Annotated in this window: 15 protein-coding genes and 1 pseudogene; 3 read left to right on the top strand and 13 right to left on the bottom strand. The window is 59.5% G+C overall.

Annotated elements, in window-relative coordinates:
- Window positions 1–66: 66 nt before the first annotated feature.
- Window positions 67–429 carry a DUF4440 domain-containing protein gene (locus tag LQ215_RS21115; protein ID WP_230152431.1) on the bottom strand — a complete coding sequence of 121 codons (363 nt, stop codon included), beginning with the start codon at window positions 427–429 and terminating at the stop codon, window positions 67–69.
- A gap of 901 nt (window positions 430–1,330) precedes the next feature.
- On the opposite strand from LQ215_RS21115, the gene LQ215_RS21110 reads away from it, so the two are divergent.
- The gene (locus tag LQ215_RS21110) at window positions 1,331–1,606 is read left to right on the top strand and encodes a hypothetical protein (protein WP_230152430.1); all 276 of its coding nucleotides are present in this window, start codon (window positions 1,331–1,333) and stop codon (window positions 1,604–1,606) included.
- A 171-nt stretch (window positions 1,607–1,777) separates the two neighbouring features.
- On the opposite strand, the pseudogene LQ215_RS21105 reads toward LQ215_RS21110, so the two are convergent.
- Window positions 1,778–1,930 (bottom strand): annotated as a pseudogene (locus LQ215_RS21105) (oligopeptide/dipeptide ABC transporter ATP-binding protein); the annotation flags it as partial.
- Between the two features lie 295 nt (window positions 1,931–2,225).
- Here LQ215_RS21105 and LQ215_RS21100 point away from each other — a divergent pair.
- Complete coding sequence (locus tag LQ215_RS21100) at window positions 2,226–2,615, top strand: hypothetical protein (protein ID WP_230152429.1); 390 nt, start codon at window positions 2,226–2,228, stop codon at window positions 2,613–2,615.
- Window positions 2,616–2,835: 220 nt separating this feature from the next.
- On the opposite strand, the gene LQ215_RS21095 is transcribed toward LQ215_RS21100, so the two are convergent.
- The 8 genes from LQ215_RS21095 to LQ215_RS21060 all read right to left on the bottom strand — a co-directional run bounded on the left by LQ215_RS21095 (window position 2,836) and on the right by LQ215_RS21060 (window position 13,553).
- Window positions 2,836–3,816: a peptide ABC transporter ATP-binding protein gene (locus tag LQ215_RS21095; protein WP_028237338.1), complete on the bottom strand. Its 981-nt coding sequence runs from the start codon at window positions 3,814–3,816 to the stop codon at window positions 2,836–2,838.
- On the bottom strand, window positions 3,816–4,784 hold the full coding sequence (locus LQ215_RS21090; RefSeq protein ID WP_230152428.1) for an ABC transporter ATP-binding protein: 969 nt from the start codon (window positions 4,782–4,784) through the stop codon (window positions 3,816–3,818). The genes LQ215_RS21095 and LQ215_RS21090 overlap by 1 nt, the downstream gene beginning before the upstream one ends.
- 10 nt (window positions 4,785–4,794) lie before the next feature.
- Complete coding sequence (locus LQ215_RS21085; RefSeq protein WP_230152427.1) at window positions 4,795–5,706, bottom strand: ABC transporter permease subunit; 912 nt, start codon at window positions 5,704–5,706, stop codon at window positions 4,795–4,797.
- Between the two features lie 10 nt (window positions 5,707–5,716).
- Window positions 5,717–6,727 (bottom strand): ABC transporter permease subunit, encoded by a 1,011-nt coding sequence (locus LQ215_RS21080; RefSeq protein ID WP_014336601.1) that lies wholly within the window; start codon window positions 6,725–6,727, stop codon window positions 5,717–5,719.
- A gap of 74 nt (window positions 6,728–6,801) precedes the next feature.
- Window positions 6,802–8,397 carry an ABC transporter substrate-binding protein gene (locus LQ215_RS21075; protein WP_230152426.1) on the bottom strand — a complete coding sequence of 532 codons (1,596 nt, stop codon included), beginning with the start codon at window positions 8,395–8,397 and terminating at the stop codon, window positions 6,802–6,804.
- Between the two features lie 75 nt (window positions 8,398–8,472).
- Window positions 8,473–9,846, bottom strand: a complete 1,374-nt coding sequence (locus LQ215_RS21070) for an OprD family porin (protein WP_230152425.1) — start codon at window positions 9,844–9,846, stop codon at window positions 8,473–8,475.
- A gap of 173 nt (window positions 9,847–10,019) precedes the next feature.
- The gene (locus LQ215_RS21065) at window positions 10,020–11,621 is read right to left on the bottom strand and encodes an ABC transporter substrate-binding protein (RefSeq protein WP_230152424.1); all 1,602 of its coding nucleotides are present in this window, start codon (window positions 11,619–11,621) and stop codon (window positions 10,020–10,022) included.
- A gap of 306 nt (window positions 11,622–11,927) precedes the next feature.
- Window positions 11,928–13,553: an ABC transporter substrate-binding protein gene (locus LQ215_RS21060; protein ID WP_230152423.1), complete on the bottom strand. Its 1,626-nt coding sequence runs from the start codon at window positions 13,551–13,553 to the stop codon at window positions 11,928–11,930.
- Between the two features lie 820 nt (window positions 13,554–14,373).
- Between LQ215_RS21060 and LQ215_RS21055 the strand changes: the two genes are divergently transcribed.
- The gene (locus LQ215_RS21055; protein ID WP_230152437.1) at window positions 14,374–14,574 is read left to right on the top strand and encodes a nucleoid-structuring protein H-NS; all 201 of its coding nucleotides are present in this window, start codon (window positions 14,374–14,376) and stop codon (window positions 14,572–14,574) included.
- An 820-nt stretch (window positions 14,575–15,394) separates the two neighbouring features.
- Here LQ215_RS21055 and LQ215_RS21050 read toward each other — a convergent pair.
- The 3 genes from LQ215_RS21050 to LQ215_RS21040 form a co-directional block, all read right to left on the bottom strand.
- The gene (locus LQ215_RS21050) at window positions 15,395–15,583 is read right to left on the bottom strand and encodes a nucleoid-structuring protein H-NS (protein ID WP_230152436.1); all 189 of its coding nucleotides are present in this window, start codon (window positions 15,581–15,583) and stop codon (window positions 15,395–15,397) included.
- A 121-nt stretch (window positions 15,584–15,704) separates the two neighbouring features.
- Window positions 15,705–16,547: a cache domain-containing protein gene (locus LQ215_RS21045; RefSeq protein ID WP_230152422.1), complete on the bottom strand. Its 843-nt coding sequence runs from the start codon at window positions 16,545–16,547 to the stop codon at window positions 15,705–15,707.
- A gap of 188 nt (window positions 16,548–16,735) precedes the next feature.
- Window positions 16,736–17,608 (bottom strand): ATPase, encoded by an 873-nt coding sequence (locus LQ215_RS21040; RefSeq protein WP_230152421.1) that lies wholly within the window; start codon window positions 17,606–17,608, stop codon window positions 16,736–16,738.
- Between the last annotated feature and the right edge of the window lie 101 nt (window positions 17,609–17,709).

Genomic DNA, 17,709 nt, shown 5'->3' with positions numbered 1-17,709 from the left:
GAAAACCCCGCTGCGAAAGTTGCGGGGTTTTTTATGGCCTGTGCTTTGTCTTGAACATGGACAATTTCACCGGGGAATGGGTGTTCCCTGATGGAACACCATTTCCCATTCTTCACCTCGCTTGCGCCAGATCGAACTGCGCAGGCTGTGGGTGGATGACTGTCTATCGGCGGACAGGTTGTGACAACGGTAGGTGACCAACACGGTGTGCTCCGACAGCGGTTTGGCTGAAAACTCGCTGGTGGTGCGTTGAGTGAAGGATTGTTGAGGTAATTGCTCGACCACCTCGGCTTTGGTCCAGATGCTACCGCTGGCGCCGAACTCGATGAAATCCTCGGCGATCAGGCGAGAGATTGCCGCTGCGTCACGCCGTGTGTCTTGGGACAAAAGGCTATGTTCCAGTTGCATCAGGGTTTGCGACAGATTCATGTCGGGGAGCCTTTGAAGAATTTCGGCCTACGATAGCGCAGGCGGCGCCTTTCGCGGATGCGAGCTCCCGTTAAAGAACTTTGTGAAGTAACTGTGGGAGCAAAGCTTGCTCGCGATAGCGGAGTGTCAGCTTGCCTGGATGTTGGATGTGTTGGCGTCATCGCGAGCAGGCTCGCTCCCACACTGGTTCTGTGCCAGTCCTCAATCTCCGGTCACCCATAACCCCTCTGTGGGAGCGAGCCTGCTCGCGATAGCGGTGGGTCAGCTTGCCTGGATGTCGGATGTACTGGCGCCATCGCGGGCAAGCCTTGCTCCCACACTGGATCTTCAGTGGGCCAGAAACTTGTGTTTGGCACCGTTTCCTGTGGGAGCAAAGCTTGCTCGCGAAAGCGGTGGGTCAGCTTGCCAGGATGTTGGATGTACTGGCGCCATCGCGGGCAAGCCTTGCTCCCACAGTGGATCTTCAGTGGGCAAGAAGCTTGTGTTCGGCACAGATCCCTCTGTGGGGGCAAAGCTTGCTCGCGAAAGCGGTGGGTCAGCATGCCAGGATGCTGGATGTGTTGGCGTCATCGCGAGCAAGCTCGCTCCCATACTGGATCTTCAGTGGGCCAGAACTTGTGTTCGGTACCGTTTCCTGTGGGAGCAAAGCTTGCTCGCGATAGCGGTGGGTCAGCTTGCCTGGATGTTGGATTGTACCGCCGCCATCGCGGGCAAGCCTTGCTCCCACACGGGTTCCAGGCGTTAGTAGGTTTGGAGATAACACTTATTCGAAACCAATCTGTCAGGCGGGGGCATTTATGGTGGTTCGGGAGCGTCTTATCTGGTGAACCGGCCTGTTCAGAACTAGATTTTCTTGAGCACCGTCAGGTCCCGGCTTTATCCGGAAAAGAAGGAATTGGCTATGAACAAGCTGCTACGCATGATGTTTTTGCTGAAGGTGTTGGTGATGTTGTCGCTGGGCTCCACAGCGGCGTGGGCGGAGTGCGATGAGCACGAGCAGCACGCGTCGAGTGGGCAAGTGACGCAGGGCGGGTTGATGCTTGCCGCGACCACCACAGAGGAGCCAGGCGATCAGGATAACGATGACTCGACCATAGACGATCCGGAGCCCGACGACGGTGGCGATAGCGGTGATGGTGGTGAGGGCGATGCTGACGAAGGCGATAGCCAGACGTAGATTTCTGAGCTGAAGAAAACCCCTCCAGGCCCAACTGAGAGTCAATCGGGGCTGGAGGGGTTTTTCATGCAGGGCGCATGACCCAAGGCGAAGATTTACCCCTGTGGCGAGGGAGCTTGCTCCCTCGCCACAAGTGTTTTTCTTCCTTGAGTGCTTTGTTGTCTTTTAGCCTTACACCGCGCCGTCGAGGAACCGCTCGGCGTAGTGACACGCCACCTGCCGGTTATCCAGCAACCGCAGGGCCGGTTCTTCCGTTGTGCAGCGCTCGGTGGCGTACGGGCAGCGCTTGTGAAAGGCGCAGCCGGACGGTGGGGGGCGCGGGTTTCCGTGTAGGCATCTCCCTTATGGCACACAACATTTCTGGATGATATTCACCCTGTCCCCGAACTAAACAACCTGATTTTTTAGGGGGAGTCCAGCGCTGAAAACTACCAGGATAATAAAGAATATCGGATGTCGTCCTCCCGCATTTAGTTATGCTTTTTTTTGAAACGGAGCGATTTGCTTATCGCAATAAAGTCTCTTCACCTGTCAGAACTGACAGTGGACGAGCGTTCCTGCGTCCCCCTATAAATGTATTCGTTAATGGCGGTTTTAATAACGGACAAGGAGACGCATGATGAGTACCAAAGTTACTACAGGCGAGCTGCGGGCGACGGGGACTTCACCGTCTGGATTTTCTACTACCGATGTTTCGGCTCAACGAAATTCGTCCGATAAGGGATATTCCTTTGAAGGCACTAATGCCAAAGGAGAGTGGCTACATTTTTTTGTTCGCACACTGGATATTAAACAAGGGCAAAGTTTTGCTATTGAGCAGTATGGGGGTATAGGGACAGCAGCGGCGCATTATAGGGACTCCGACAAAAATATATATAACGGAACGTCTGGAGTTATTAATTTTGAAATATTCGATGCGGAAAACGAAAAAGTTGAAGTACGCACCTCTGACTTAGAGATGTCCAAGGACTCGGAAGTAAAGAAGGTTGAGGCTCGCGGTAATTCGTAGGGATTCAGGAGAGTAATAAAAAGGTTCTGGATGAAAAAGGAAATCTTAGTTTGAAATAGTCAGTCATTTTCGCGGGGTGCCTTACCTGCGGTGAGAGCTATATCTGTGGCGAGGGAGCTTGCTCCCGCTGGACTGCGCAGCAGGCCCAAAAAAGAGGGTCCGCTTCGCGGCCCAGCGGGAGCAAGCTCCCTCGCCACAAGTGCTCTATTTGCCTTTTGCCTTACGCCGCGCCGTCGAGGAATTGCTCGGCGTAGTGACACGCCACCAGGCGGTTATCGAGCGGCCGCAACGCCGGTTCTTCGGTCTTGCAGCGCTCGGTGGCGTACGGGCAGCGCTTGTGAAAGGCGCAGCCGGACGGTGGGTTGAGCGGGTTGGGCAGTTCGCCGACGATCTTGATCTTCGGCTTGTTCGGGTCCGGGTGGATGGTCGGGGTGGCCGACAGCAGCGCCTGGGTATACGGGTGCAGCGGGCGGCTGTAGATGGACTCGTTGGGGCCCATCTCCACCGGGCGGCCGAGGTACATCACCATCACGTCGTCGGCCACGTGCTGCACCACCGCCAGGTTGTGGGAAATGAACACGTAGGCGGTGTTGAATTCCTGCTGCAGGTCCATGAACAGGTTCAGCACCTGGGCCTGGATCGACACGTCCAGCGCCGACGTCGGTTCGTCCGCCACCAACACCTTGGGTTGCAGCATCATGGCGCGGGCCAGGGCGATGCGCTGGCGCTGGCCGCCGGAGAACATATGCGGGTAGCGCTGGTAATGCTCGGGGCGCAAGCCCACCTGCTTCATCATCGCCTGGACTTTCTCCCGCCGCTCGGTGGCCGACAGGCTGGTGTTGATCAGCAACGGCTCGGCCAGTTGATCACCGATTTTCTGCCGTGGGTTGAGGGACGCATAAGGGCTCTGGAAGACCATCTGCACGTCTTTGCGCAATTGCTTGCGTTCGGCCTTGTTGGCGCCGGTCACTTCCTGGCCGGCGATTTTCAGGGAGCCGGAGGACGGTTCTTCGATCAGCGTCAGGGCCCGGGCGAGGGTGGATTTGCCGCAACCGGATTCACCCACCACGGCCAGGGTCTTGCCGGCTTCCAGTTCGAACGACACACCGTTGAGGGCGCGCACGGTCGCATGGCCCTTGAACATGCCACGGGACACTTCGTAATGACGGGTCAGGTCACGGGCGGTAAGTACGACGGCCATCACGCCACCTCCTGGTTCAACGGGTAGAAGCAGCGGGCGAGGCTGTTGGATTTCGGATCGAGAGCGGGGCGTTGTTGACGGCAGTTGTCCTGCACGTACGGGCAGCGCGGCGACAGCAGGCAGCCTTGTGGACGGTCGTAGCGACCGGGCACGATGCCGGGCAAGGTCGCCAAGCGCTCGGCGCCCATGCTGTGCTCCGGAATCGCCGCCAGCAGTGCTTCGCTGTACGGGTGAGCCGGAATGTCGAACAGCTGTGGCACCTGGCCCACTTCCACGGCCTGGCCGGCGTACATCACGCACACGCGCTGGGCGGTTTCAGCCACGACGGCGAGGTCATGGGTGATCAGCACCAGGCCCATGTTCTGCTCTTTTTGCAGGGCCAGCAGCAGGTCCATGATCTGCGCCTGGATGGTCACGTCCAGGGCGGTGGTCGGTTCGTCGGCGATCAGCAGCTTCGGCTCGCCGGCAATCGCCATGGCAATCGCCACGCGCTGGCTCATGCCGCCGGACAGTTGATGCGGGTAGGCGTCCATGCGACTGGCGGCGCCGGGGATCTCGACTTTTTCCAACAGTTCGATGGCGCGCTTGCGGGCGGCCTTGCCGGACATCTTCAGGTGCAGGCGCAGCACTTCTTCGATCTGGAAACCCACGGTGTAGCTGGGGTTGAGCGCGGTCATCGGGTCCTGGAAGACCATCGCCAGGTCCTTGCCGACGATCTGCCGGCGCTGGCGGTTGCTCAGCTTGAGCATGTTCTTGCCGTCGAAGTTCAGCGCATCGGCGGTGACGATACCGGGGTGCTCGATCAGCCCCATCAGCGCCATCATGGTCACGGATTTACCCGAGCCCGATTCGCCGACGATGGCCAGGACTTCGCCTTTTTCCACGGTCAGGTCCAGGCCGTCGACCACCGGCACAGCGGTGGCGTCGCCGAAGCGGACGTTGAGATTCTTGATTTCTAGCAGTGACATGGGAATCTCCTCAGGCGGCATTCTTGAGTTTCGGGTCCAGCGCATCGCGCAGCCCGTCGCCCATCAGGTTGATTGCCAGCACGCTGAGCAAAATGGTCAAGCCAGGCAGGCTCACGACCCACCAGGCGCGTTCGATGTAGTCGCGGGCCGAGGCCAGCATGGTGCCCCACTCCGGGGTGGGCGGCTGCACGCCGAGGCCGAGGAAGCCCAGGGCGGCGGCGTCGAGGATCGCCGAGGAAAAGCTCAGCGTCGCCTGGACGATCAGCGGTGCCATGCAGTTGGGCAGCACAGTGATGAACATCAGGCGTGGCAGGCCGGCACCGGCCAGGCGGGCGGCGGTCACGTAGTCGCGGTTCAGTTCGCCCATCACAGCGGCACGGGTCAGGCGCACGTAGGACGGCAGCGACACGATGGCGATGGCGATCACGGTGTTGATCAGGCCTGGGCCGAGGATGGCGACGATCGCCACGGCCAGCAGCAGCGAAGGCAGGGCCAGCATGATGTCCATCAGGCGCATGATGGTCGGGCCGAGCAGGCGCGGGAAGAACCCGGCGAACAGCCCCAGCAGGATACCCGGGATCAGCGACATCACCACCGACGACAAGCCGATCAGCAGCGACAGGCGCGAACCCTGGATCAGGCGCGAGAGCAGATCGCGGCCCAGCTCGTCGGTGCCCAGCAGGAACTGGATCTGCCCGCCTTCAAGCCACGCCGGCGGCGTCAGCAGGAAGTCACGGTATTGCTCGCTCGGGTCATGAGGCGCGACCCACGGGGCGAAGATCGCGCAGAACACGATCAGGATCATGAACAGCAGCCCGGCCACGGCGCCCTTGTTGCGGGAAAACGCGTGCCAGAATTCTTTGTACGGAGACGGGTACAGCAGGCTTTGATCGACTGCTACCGCGGTAGTTGGAGTACTCATGGTTTTGATCTCAGCGCTGGTGACGGATGCGTGGGTTGGCAAAGCCGTAGAGGATGTCCACGACGAAGTTGACCAGAATCACCAGGCAGGCGATTAACAGGATGCCGTTCTGCACCACGGGATAGTCCCGGGCGCCGATGGCTTCGATCAGCCACTTGCCGATGCCCGGCCAGGAGAAGATCGTTTCGGTCAGGACCGCACCGGCCAGCAGCGTGCCGACTTGCAGGCCGACCACGGTCAGTACCGGGATCAGCGCGTTGCGCAGGCCATGCACGAACACCACGCGCGAAGGCGAAAGGCCCTTGGCGCGGGCGGTGCGGATGTAGTCTTCGCGCAGCACTTCGAGCATCGAAGAGCGGGTCATGCGGGCGATCACCGCCAGCGGAATGGTGCCCAGCACGATGGCCGGCAGGATCAAGTGATGCAGCGCATCGAGAAACGCGCCCGGCTCATCGGCCAGCAGCGTGTCGATCAGCATGAAGCCGGTTTTCGGCTCGATGTCGTAGAGCAGGTCGATCCGTCCCGACACCGGCGTCCAGCCCAGGGACACCGAGAAAAACATGATCAGGATCAGGCCCCACCAGAAGATCGGCATCGAATACCCCGCCAGGGAGATGCCCATCACCCCATGGTCGAACAGGGATCCTCGCTTGAGTGCCGCGATCACCCCGGCCAGCAGGCCCAGGATGCCGGCGAACAACAGCGCGGCCATGGACAGTTCCAGGGTCGCGGGAAACAGGGAGCTGAACTCGGTCCATACGCTTTCACGGGTACGCAGCGATTCGCCGAGGTCGCCGTGGGCCAGTTTGCCGATGTAGTCCAGGTACTGGGCATACAGCGGTTTGTTGAGGCCAAGGCGTTCCATTGCCTGTGCATGCATTTCGGGATCGACCCGACGTTCGCCCATCATCACTTCCACGGGGTCGCCGGGGATCATGCGAATCAACGCGAAGGTCAGCAAGGTGATGCCGAAGAACGTGGGGATCAGTAATCCCAGTCGGCGGGCAATAAAACTAAACATCTTCAGGTGTACCTCATCAGCCGGTTAGGCGTGCCCGGCAATCCCTGGGTTAGGGTTGCCGGGCGTCTTCTTATCTACTTCACCTGGGTGGTGGCGAAGTTATTGGTGGTGAGCGGGCTAATCACGTAGCCCTCTACGTTTTTGCGCATTGCCGTGAACATCCGGGTGTGGGCCATGCTGATCCACGGTTGGTCCTGGTTGAAAATCACCTGGGCCTGTTCATAGAGCTTGGCGCGCTCCTCGGGGTTCACCGTGGCGCGTGCCTGGTCGAGCAGCGCCTGGAATTTCTCGTTGCACCAGCGGGCGTAGTTTTCGCCGTTCTTGGCGGCCTCGCAACTGAGCATAGGCGTCAGGAAGTTATCCGGGTCGCCGTTGTCGCCCGCCCATCCAGCGGAGACCATGTCGTGCTCGCCGTTTTTAGCGCGCTTGAGCATTTCGCCCCATTCCATCACGCGGATATCGACCTTGATCCCGACTTTCGCCAGGTCCGATTGCATCATCTGTGCACCGAGCATTGGGTTGGGGTTGGTCGGGCCGCCGCCGTTGCGGGTGAACAGGGTGAACACGGTGCCTTCCGGCACGCCGGCTTCCTTGAGCAACTGGCGAGCCTTGTCCAGATCGCGGGGCGGGTTCTTCAGATCGTGGTTGAAGCCCAGCAGTGTCGGCGGGTACGGGTTGACCGCCACGGTGGCGTTGCCCTTGCCGAACAGCGCGTTGACGTAGGCTTCCTTGTCGAAGGCCAGGTCGATGGCTTTGCGCACCCGTACGTCGCTCATGTATTTGTGGCTGGTGTTCAGGGCGGTGTAGGAGACGGTCATCGCGTCCAGCTCGGTGACCTTCAGGTTCGGGTCTTTCTTGATGCTGGGGATGTCATCGGGTTTGGGATACAGCGCGATCTGGCACTCGTTGGTCTTGAGCTTCTGCATGCGCACGTTGTTGTCGGTGGCGATGGCCAGTACCAGCGCATCGGCCGGCGGTTTGCCACGGAAGTAGTCCGGGTTGGCCTTGAAGCGCACCTGGGCGTCCTTGTTGTAGCGCTGGAAGACGAACGGCCCGGTGCCGACCGGCTTGCTGTTGAGGTCGCCGGCCTTGCCTGCCTTGAGCAACTGGTCGGCGTATTCGGCCGGGTAGATCGAGGAGAAGGCCATGGCGATGTCGGCCAGGAACGGTGCTTCGCGGCGGGTCAGGTTGAACTTCACCGTGTGCTCGTCGACTTTCTCGACGCTCTTGAGCAGTTCCTTGAAACCCATGCTTTCAAAGTAGGGGAAGCCCACGCTCGACAGTTTGTGCCACGGGTGGTTCGGGTCCAGCTGGCGCTGGAAGCTCCAGACCACGTCGTCGGCGTTCATGTCGCGGGTCGGCTTGAAATAGTCCGTGGTGTGGAACTTGACGCCCTTGCGCAGGTGGAAGGTGTACGTCAGGCCGTCGTCACTGATGTCCCAGGATTCGGCCAGGGCCGGAATCACTTCGGTGGTGCCGGGCTTGAAATCGGCCAGGCGATTGAAAATGGTTTCCGCCACGGCATCGGCAGTGACTGCAGTCGTGTACTGGACCATGTCGAAGCCTTCCGGGCTGGCTTCTGTGCAAACCACCAGGGGTTTGGCCGTGGCGCCAACGGCAACGCTCAGCAATGCGGCGGCGATGGCGGCGCGTAGGGGAATCATGTTCATCGTCAATCCTCTGCAATCGGGTAATTGGCAAAAGACCGGGCGGACGACCTCGTGAGTCGACCGCCCGGTGGCAGTTTAGAGAATGTTGAACGGGATGGTGGTGACCAGGCGGAACTCGTTGATGCTGCCATCGAGTTGATTACGGCTGGAGCGGTGTTCTGTGTAGGTGGCACGGATCGCCGTGGCCTTCAGAGGACCGCTTTGTACGGCGTAGGAAGCGCCGACACCGGTTTCATAGTGGTTTTCATCGTTCAGGCCGCGCACGTCATAGGCGGTGCCGGTGTAGTGGGTGCCGTCGATGCCCCAGCCACGGGCGCGGTAGACGTTGAACTTGAGGCCTGGTACGCCGTATTCGGCCATGTTGATGCCGTAGGCAATCTGGAAGGATTTCTCGTTCGGGCCGTTGAAGTCCGACAGCAGGGAGTTGGCCAGGTAGATGCCGTTGGTTTCGTGCAGGTAGTCGAAGTACTCGTTACCGTTCACGGCCTGGTAGGAGAACGTCAAGCTGTGAGCCTGGTGGGTCAGGCCCAGCGACAGAGAGTAGGTATCGTTGTCGATTTCACCCATCTCTTTTTTGCCTTCATCCACGGTCTTGTAGTAGTTCAGACCGGTCGTCAGCGCCAGCACCGATGCGTCGCCCAACTCGTGGGTGGCGCCGAAGTAGTACTGGTTCCAGAAATCTTCGACCTTGGACGCGTACAGGCTGGTCTTCAGGCTCTTGAGCGGCTGATAGTTCAGGCCGACGACGCTGACCTTATCGGTTTCAGCTTTATTGTTGGTGTATTCGGAGCGGAATTTCGACAGGCTCTGTTCGGTCCGTGGCGATACGCGGTCAAACACGCCGGCGTCGAACGAGAGGTTACTGAGCTCTTCGCTGTGCAGGCTTACACCTTCGAAGCTCGAAGGCAGCGCACGGTTGCCGATGACATCGACGATCGGGGTACTGAAGTTCTGGCGACCGGCGGTCAGCGTGGTATTGGAAACCCGCGCCTTGACGTTGGCCAGGCCCAGCTTGCTCCATTGGTCCACGGCCTCGCCGTTGTTTTCGGCCAGCGTACGGTTACCGCCGTTGGCGATATCCTTGCGGCTGCGGTCCAAGACCACGGCGTTGTAGGCAGCGACTTCGGTGCTGAAGCCTACGGTGCCTTGGGTAAAGCCCGAGGTGTAGTTGACAATGGTGCCCTGAACCCAGTTGATACGACGATCGGTGGGACGTGTCTCGCCGTGTTTCTGGTAGCTGAAATTGCCCCGCTTCAGCAGCTCATTGGCGTACCAGTTACGCGTGGTGCCTGACAGGCTTTGGCCGTCGAGGAAACCCTTGGCTTCGGATTGGGCGCTGGTGCTCGCCAGTTCGGTCGGAACGAAATCTTGGCTCTGGGATTCTGCATAGGCCGTGGCGGTGATGCTGCTGATGGCCAGGGCCAGTATCGCGGTGCTGCTCAGTTTCATGGGTAACGCTCCTTTTCTTTCTTTTTGATGCCGGTCTTTTTAGGTGATACGGCTATTGGTTTTTGCAACTCATTCACAGCTAGCAAACGTTTGCATGGTGCCTGATCGGCGAATTCAGGCAAGACGCCTGCGTGAGGGCTTCCAGAGGAAACCCTCGCTGCGTGGCTATACGGTTATGGGTTCAGGCTGACGCCCGAGAACACGTTGCGACCGAAGGGGCTGACTTTGAACCCTTCGACTTTGGCACTCAGCGGCTGGTTGACCGTCGAGTGGGCAACAGGGGTGATCGGCACTTGCTGCTTGAGCAACTGCTGGGCCTGTTTGTAGAGCACGGTGCGCTGGTCGCGGTCGGTGACGACCTTGGCCTGCTTGATCAGCTTGTCGTAGTCCTGGTCACACCACATGGAGTAGTTGTTGCCGCCAATGGCGTCGCAGCTGTACAGCGTGCCCAGCCAGTTGTCCGGGTCCCCGTTGTCGCCGGTCCAGCCGATCAGGCTGATGTCGTGCTCGCCGTTCTTGGTGCGCTTGATGTACTCGCCCCATTCGTAGCTGACGATCTTCACTTTCAGGCCGATCTTGGCCCAGTCGGCCTGGAGCATCTCGGCCATCAGCTTGGCGTTTGGGTTGTACGGGCGTTGCACGGGCATGGCCCAGAGGGTGATTTCGGTGCCTTCCTTGACGCCGGCGGCCTTGAGCAATTGCTTGGCTTTTTCCGGGTTGTAGGGAGCGTCCTTGATGGTGTCGTCGTAGGACCATTGGGTCGGCGGCATGGCGTTCTGCGCCAGTTGCCCCGCGCCCTGGTACACCGCATTGAGAATGCCTTGCTTGTTCACCGCCATGTCCAGCGCCTGGCGCACTTCGACCTGGTCGAACGGCTTGTGGCGGGTGTTATAGGCGATGTAGCCCAGGTTGAAACCGGGCTTCTCGATCAACTGCAGCTTGGGGTCGTTCTTCAAGGCCGGCACATCGGCCGGACGCGGATGCAGGGTGACCTGGCATTCGTTGGCCTTGAGTTTCTGCACCCGTACCGAGGCGTCGGTGTTGATGGAGAAGATCAGGTTCTTCAGCTTGACCCGTTCCGGCGCCCAGTACTTATCGTTGGCGACGTAGCGGATGTTGGAGTCTTTCTGGTAGCTCTTGAACTCGAACGGCCCGGTGCCGATCGGCTTCTGGTTGATATCGCTCGGCTTGCCGTTCTTGAGCAACTGGTCGGCGTACTCGGCCGACAGGATCGCGGCGAAACTCATGGCGATGTTCTGGATGAACGCGGCGTCCACGCTGTTGAGCGTCATGACCACGGTCAGCGGCCCGGTCGCTTCCACCTTGGCGATGTTCTTGTTCAGGCTCATGCCGTTGAAGTACGGGAACTCGGTGGGGTAGGCCTTGCGGAACGGATGCTGCGAGTCAAGCATACGATTGAAAGTGAATAGCACGTCGTCGGCGTTGAAATCCCGGGTCGGCGTGAAGTAATCGGTGGTATGAAACTTCACCCCTTCGCGCAGGTGGAAGGTGTACTTCAGGCCGTCTTCGGAAATGTCCCAGCGGGTCGCCAGGCCTGGGACGACATTGGTCGCGCCTTTTTCGAACTCGGCCAGGCGGTTGTACAGCGGTTCGGCGGCATCGTTGTCGGTGGCCGTGGTGTATTGCGCGGTGTCGAAACCGGCGGGGCTGCCTTCGGAACAGAACACCAGGCTGCCGCCGGCGGCTTGGGCTGCGGAGGTCGCGGCCAGCAGGCCGGTGCCCAGCAATGCGGATAAAACCAAGGTATGGCGCATGACGCTCCCTCTCTCGTTCGGGGTGTTTTAACAGTGAACCGGTGTCCTTCCGGGGACAGGTCCGGCGCACTGAGCTCATTCCATTGCGTAGCGATGCCGCAGGGTTGGCAAGCCATCCAGGCCTCGACGTTAGGAGTCGTGGGCCAGGCGGTAAATGCGTAATGCCTGAAAGACTTGTGGGAAAAGGCGATACGTCCTAAACCAACTGCTGTGGTACGCAGTGCTTTTGGATGTAGGCGTTTTCCTGAGTCTTGGTCTCGGCAGATACAGCAACGGCGACGTTGAGGACGCCGCCGTTGCCTGTCTTTATTTGCTGACGCTGACGCCGTAGAAGGAGTTCAAGCCAAAGGGGCTGATCTTGAAGTCCTGCACGTTGGCGCGCATGGGTTGATACACCGTCGAGTGAGCGATAGGTGTCATCGGCACGGCATCCTTGAGGACGTGTTGTGCCTGTTTGTAGAGTTCGGTGCGCTTGGACTGGTCAGTGGTGCGCTTGGCTTCCTTGACCAGACCGTCGAATTTCTTGTCGCACCATTTGGAGAAGTTGTTGCCGGCCAGCGAGTCGCAGCCGAACAGCACGTTGAGCCAGTTGTCCGGGTCACCGTTGTCACCGCTCCAGCCGATGATCATCGCCTGGTTCTCGCCGCCTTTGGAACGCTTGATGTACTCGCCCCATTCGTAGCTGACGATGTTGACGTTCAGGCCGATCTTCTTCCAATCGGACTGCAGCATCTCGGCCATCAGCTTGGCGTTCGGGTTGTACGGACGCTGGACCGGCATCGCCCACAGGGTGATGTTGGTGCCTTCCTTGACGCCGGCTTCCTTGAGCAGCGCCTTGGCCTTCTCAGGGTCGTACTTGGCGTCCTTGATGGTGGTGTCGTAGGACCATTGGGTCGGCGGCATGGCGTTGACCGCCAGCTGGCCGGCGCCCTGGTACACCGAGTCGATGATCTGCGGCTTGTTGACCGCCATGTCCAGCGCCTGGCGAACTTTGAGGTCGGCCAGAATGTTCGGCTCGTTGCTGCCCTTGATCTTGTCCATCACGTTGTAAGCGATGTAGCCCAGGTTGAAACCTGCCTGGTCAGGCATCTTCAGTGCTTTGTCTTCCTTCAGGGCCTTGAGGTCGGCCGGGCGAGGGAAGAGGGTGATCTGGCATTCGTTTTTCTTGAGCTTCTGCATGCGCACCGACGGGTCGGTGGTGATGGCGAAGATCAGGTTGTCGATCTTCACGTCTTCAGGCTTCCAGTAGTCCTTGTTCCCGGTGTAGCGGATGTTGGAGTCTTTCTGGTAGCTCTTGAACACGAACGGGCCGGTGCCGACGGGCTTCTGGTTGATGTCGGAGGCCTTGCCTTCCTTGAGCAACTGGGCGGCGTATTCGGCGGACTGGACCGAGGCGAAGCTCATGGCCAGGTTCTGGATGAACGCGGCGTCGACGTCCTTGAGGGTGAACTTGACGGTGTGGTCGTCGACTTTATCGATCTTGGTGATGTTGGTGTCCATCCCCATGTCGGTGAAGTACGGGAATTCGGTCGGGTAGGCCTTACGGAACGGGTCATCCTTGCTGATCATGCGATTGAAGGTGAACAGCACGTCGTCGGCGTTGAATTCGCGGGTCGGCTTGAAGTACGGGGTGGTATGGAACTTGACGCCTTCACGCAGGTGGAAGGTGTAGGTCAGGCCGTCTTCGGAAATATCCCATTTGGTCGCCAGGCCAGGAATCACGGCGGTGCCGCCACGTTCGAACTGGGTCAGGCGGTTGAACATGGTTTCTGCAGAGGCGTCGAAGTCGGTTCCGGTGGTGTACTGACCAGGGTCAAAACCGGCCGGGCTCCCTTCGGAGCAGAACACCAGGTTAGTCGCGGCTTGGGCGAAAGGTGCGCTGGCTAATAAGCTTGCGCCGACTAAAAACGGAATGACCGCTTGTTTAAGCATGTTGGCCTCATGATTTGTTGTCATTTTTGGATTTGAGGGCGACCTCGTGAGTCGTCCTGCGGATACTTATGCAGGCCCCATACCCAATGCAAGATCCAGAGCGGTCACAAGTCCGAAACAGTGGCACGAACGTACCTTAATGTCGCATCTGTATAACTTCTGACGCATTTGATCGTTTGCGGGTGTTTTTTCGGGGTAAATCACGCTCTTTTCGGGGGCGTTTTTCGGCTGTAGTGCACCGGGAATGGGCGGGTGTTACCACTTCAAACCCGCGCCGTAGATGGGTATGGGGGCTATGGGCTGAGTTTGAAATCCCTGTTTATCGCTCCAGTCGGTTGTCGGTTATCGGGGGGGCAGATGTAAATCATTGCAGCATGTTCGCCATTTTTTGCGCGCTTGATGTGCTTGCTTTATTCATGCTGACGATGGTCTTGATCCGATTCTGCTGGAGCATTTGTGCTGGCATTCGTGCGTTAGGGGGACGTTGCACCGTCATTGCTCATGAGTTGAGGGTGGTACCCGGCGCAACCTGCGGTTTCACTGGGTGGCGCCTTGTTGTTTTAGGGGCGAGGCTGTCTGGTCATACATAGGTCAGGCCTGTGGGAGCAAAGCTTGCTCGCGAGGCGGCCTAATAGCCGACCTGGCTTTCCCGGTCATACTCCGATCCAACTGTGGGAGCGAGCCTGTTCGCGAAGGCGGTCTGACAGCCGGCCAGTTTTTTTTGGCTGGGTACATATCCATTGCTGCGGTAACGGCTGCTTAGGGTTCCGCCCTGACGGCGGCTCACTTTTGAGAAGCGCAAAAGTAAGCAAAACGCTTCATGCCCCACCACTCGGTGCCTCGCTTAGGCTCGGCATGCCCGAACGAAGGCATTGCTCCGTGGGCCCGCCGCGAAGGGCCATCCATGGCCCAGCGCGGCTATCCCGGCATCCATGCCGGGATGCCCACTCCACAATGCCTGCGTTCGGCCAGCGTGGTTAACGGGGCGCCCGAGATCAACGTCTGCCCCGAGGCGGCCTAGTAGCCGACCTGGCTGTCCTGGTCGTACACCCATCAGATCTGTTTGAGCAGGACCTGTGGGAGCAAAGCTTGCTCGCGAGGCGGCCTAATAGCCGACCTGGCTTTCCCGGTCATACTCCGATCCAACTGTGGGAGCGAGCCTGCTCGCGAAGGCGGCCTGACAGCCGGCCAGGGTTTTTTTGGCTGGGTACATATCCATTGCTGCGGTAACGGCTGCTTAGGGTTCCGCCCTGACGGCGGCTCACTTTTGAGAAGCGCAAAAGTAAGCAAAACGCTCATGCCCCACCACTTGGCACCTCGCCTAGGCTCGGTGTGCCTGAACGAAGGCATTGCTCCGTGGGCCCGCCGCGAAGGGCCATCCATGGCCCAGCGCGACTATCCCGGCATCCATGCCGGGATACCCACTCCACAATGCCTGCGTTCGGCCAGCGTGGTTAACGGGGCGCTGAGATCAACGTCCACCGCGAGGCGGCCTAGTAGCCGACCTGGTTCTTGGTGGGACCGCGTTTCCCCTGTGGGAGCGGGCTTGCTCGCGAAGAGGCCAGTACATTCAAAATCCTCGTCGGCTGTTATGTCGCCTTCGCGAGCAAGCTCGCTCCCACACTGGATTTTCAGCAGACACAAAATCCATGTGCACCCAGCCCCCTGTGGGAGCGAGCCTGCTCGCGAAGAGGCCGGCACAGTCAACATCCTCATTGACTGAACCACCGATTTCGCGAGCAAGCCCGCTCCCACACTGGATTTTCAGCAGACACAAAATCCATGTGCACCCAGCCCCTCCCACAGGAGAAACGCGGTCCCACCATGAACCAGGTCGGCTACTAGGCCGCCTCGCGGTGGACGTTGATCTCAGGCGCCCCGTTAACCACGATGGCCGAACGCAGGCGTTGCGCAGTGGGCACCTCGGCATGGATGCCGAGGTAGCCGCGCTGGGCCATGGATGGCCCTTCGCGGCGGGCCCACGGAGCAATGCCGGAGTGAGGGCACACCGAGCCTAGGCGAGGTGCCAAGTGGTGGGGCAAAGCGCTTTTGGTTACTTTTGGCGCTCTTCCAAAAGTGACCCGCTGTAAGAGCGGAACCCTAAGTAGCCGTTACCGCAGCAACGGATATACACACAAACGAAGCCCCCCCTCAAGGACTGTAATACCCCACAGCCACCAGAAAATGCCCAACCTTCTTCAGGTAAGCATGCTTGTCCTCGACCTTCCCGGTCACCGGGTTCTTCCAACGATACTCATACTCCCCCACATCCTGCTTGCCGATCATGGCCAGGATCGGCTCGCCCACCGGTTTGCCATCGGGGTCCTTGACCTTGGCAAAATCGGTATTGATCAAGCGCAGGTTGGTGCCATGGCCGACATACCGCCGGGTATCGAGGTCAACCACAAAGACATACAAGTCATCCTGCAAATACCCGCCCTTGAGGGAGTTGATCGCCGTCAGCGTGGCTTTCTCGTTTTTCAGCAGGTCGCCGGAGGCCTTGTCCAGCAATGCCCGGGCCTGTTCGGCGGAAGCCCGGGGTAGGTAGTAGCCGACGGCCAGGATTCGCTCACCGACACGCTGGAAATACACATGCTTGCGCTCGACCTTGCCGTCCGCCCAGTTCTGCCAACGGTACTCGGCTTGCTGGATGCCGCTGGCCTCGGGAGTTTTCAAGGCGTCCTTGAAGGCTTTGCGCAGGTCCGGCCCCAGTACTTCGGACACGTCTCGCCCGATCAACGCTGAGGAAGGCCCGCCGCTGGCGAGCATCACACCCTGGGTATCCACCACGAATACGTAGCGATCCTTGTCGACGAATTCCCCCTGGCGACTGAAGGCGGCAAAGGCTTTGTCGCCGTTGTCGTGGTAATAGGCCAAGGCCTTTTCCAGCAGCGCCCGGGCCGCCTGGCCGTCATCCGGTGTCGCGGCATGAACCGGTGCCAGCCCCAGCACAAACATAGCGCCCAGCCAGACCATCCTGTGAAAAAAACCCATATGCGCGCGCCTCGTTCTTGTTGGTGTTTCAAGAGCGTAGACGGCGTGGGGTAAGTTGGAGCTGACGAGTGCAACGAGGCTGCGATCTTTTCCCAGACAATTGAGTCTTGAGCGAAAGATCAAAAGATCGCAGCCTTCGGCAGCTCCTATAGGGATAGGCGTGGGCCGAACATCAGGTCCACTCAGGCTTATTGTCGAGCGCTAAGTTGCTGCTGCAAATGCTGGATCTGCGCCTGCAAGGTGTTGATGTTACGGGTGACCTGGCCGCGGAAGGCGTCGAACTCGGCGGTGTTGCCGCCCTTGTCCTGCTGGCTCTTGAGCACGAGCACGTCCTGCTCCAGGCGATCGATGGCCGAGTTGGAGGTGGCTCTTTTCAATGCGGTGATGTCGGCACCGATGCTCTTGAGCTGAGCATCCAGGGCACCACCCTCGCCTTGGCTTTTCAGGGCGGTAACTTCCGCCGCCAGCGTCTTGACCTGGGCTTGGAGCTCCTTGTTGGAAGCTTGCAACTGAGTGTTGGTGTTCTGCTGTTCAGTGGCCTGTGCAATGAGCTGGGCCAGTTCCTTGTCCAGGTCGGCGGACGGACCGAAGGTGGCTTGCTGTTGCTTGTACTGCTCCAGCAGTTTGCTGTCGAATTGCTTGCCCTGATCCTGCAGCTTGCTTTCCAACTGCTTGATCTGCAGTTTCAAGGCCTCACTGTCGCTCATCACATTGGACTGGCCGGCGACGACCTTGCCGGAAAACTCCTGCAGTCGTCCCGCCGCATCTTCACTGATCCGTGCAAAGCTCTCCTGGGTGGCCACCAGTTGCTGCTCCATCAGAGAAATCTGCTGAAAGCTCCACCAGGCCAGGAAACCGAACGCACACAGCAGCGCGCCGACCAATGCCCACAGCGGCCCGGTGCTGGGCCCTTTGACCTTGGCCGCGGCAACGGGCGCCGGACGCGCTTGCACATGAGGCTGGCGGTTGGGCAGGAAATCATCGTCATCGGGAATGTCGGCCCGCATCCGCAGGCTCGGTACATCATCGAAGTCGTCGTTGGCATCGTTACGCATGGGCATGGTTCAACCTTTGGGAAACCGGTGATGGCTTGATTCGGCGAGTATAACCCCCTCGCCCGCCGCACCGATTGACCCCGAACCTGGCACTCGGTTCATGACGG

The organism is Pseudomonas brassicacearum, from assembly GCF_918698105.1.
Classification (GTDB): Bacteria; Pseudomonadota; Gammaproteobacteria; order Pseudomonadales; family Pseudomonadaceae; genus Aquipseudomonas; species Aquipseudomonas brassicacearum_F.
This window is presented reverse-complemented; position numbering and strand designations above follow the sequence as displayed.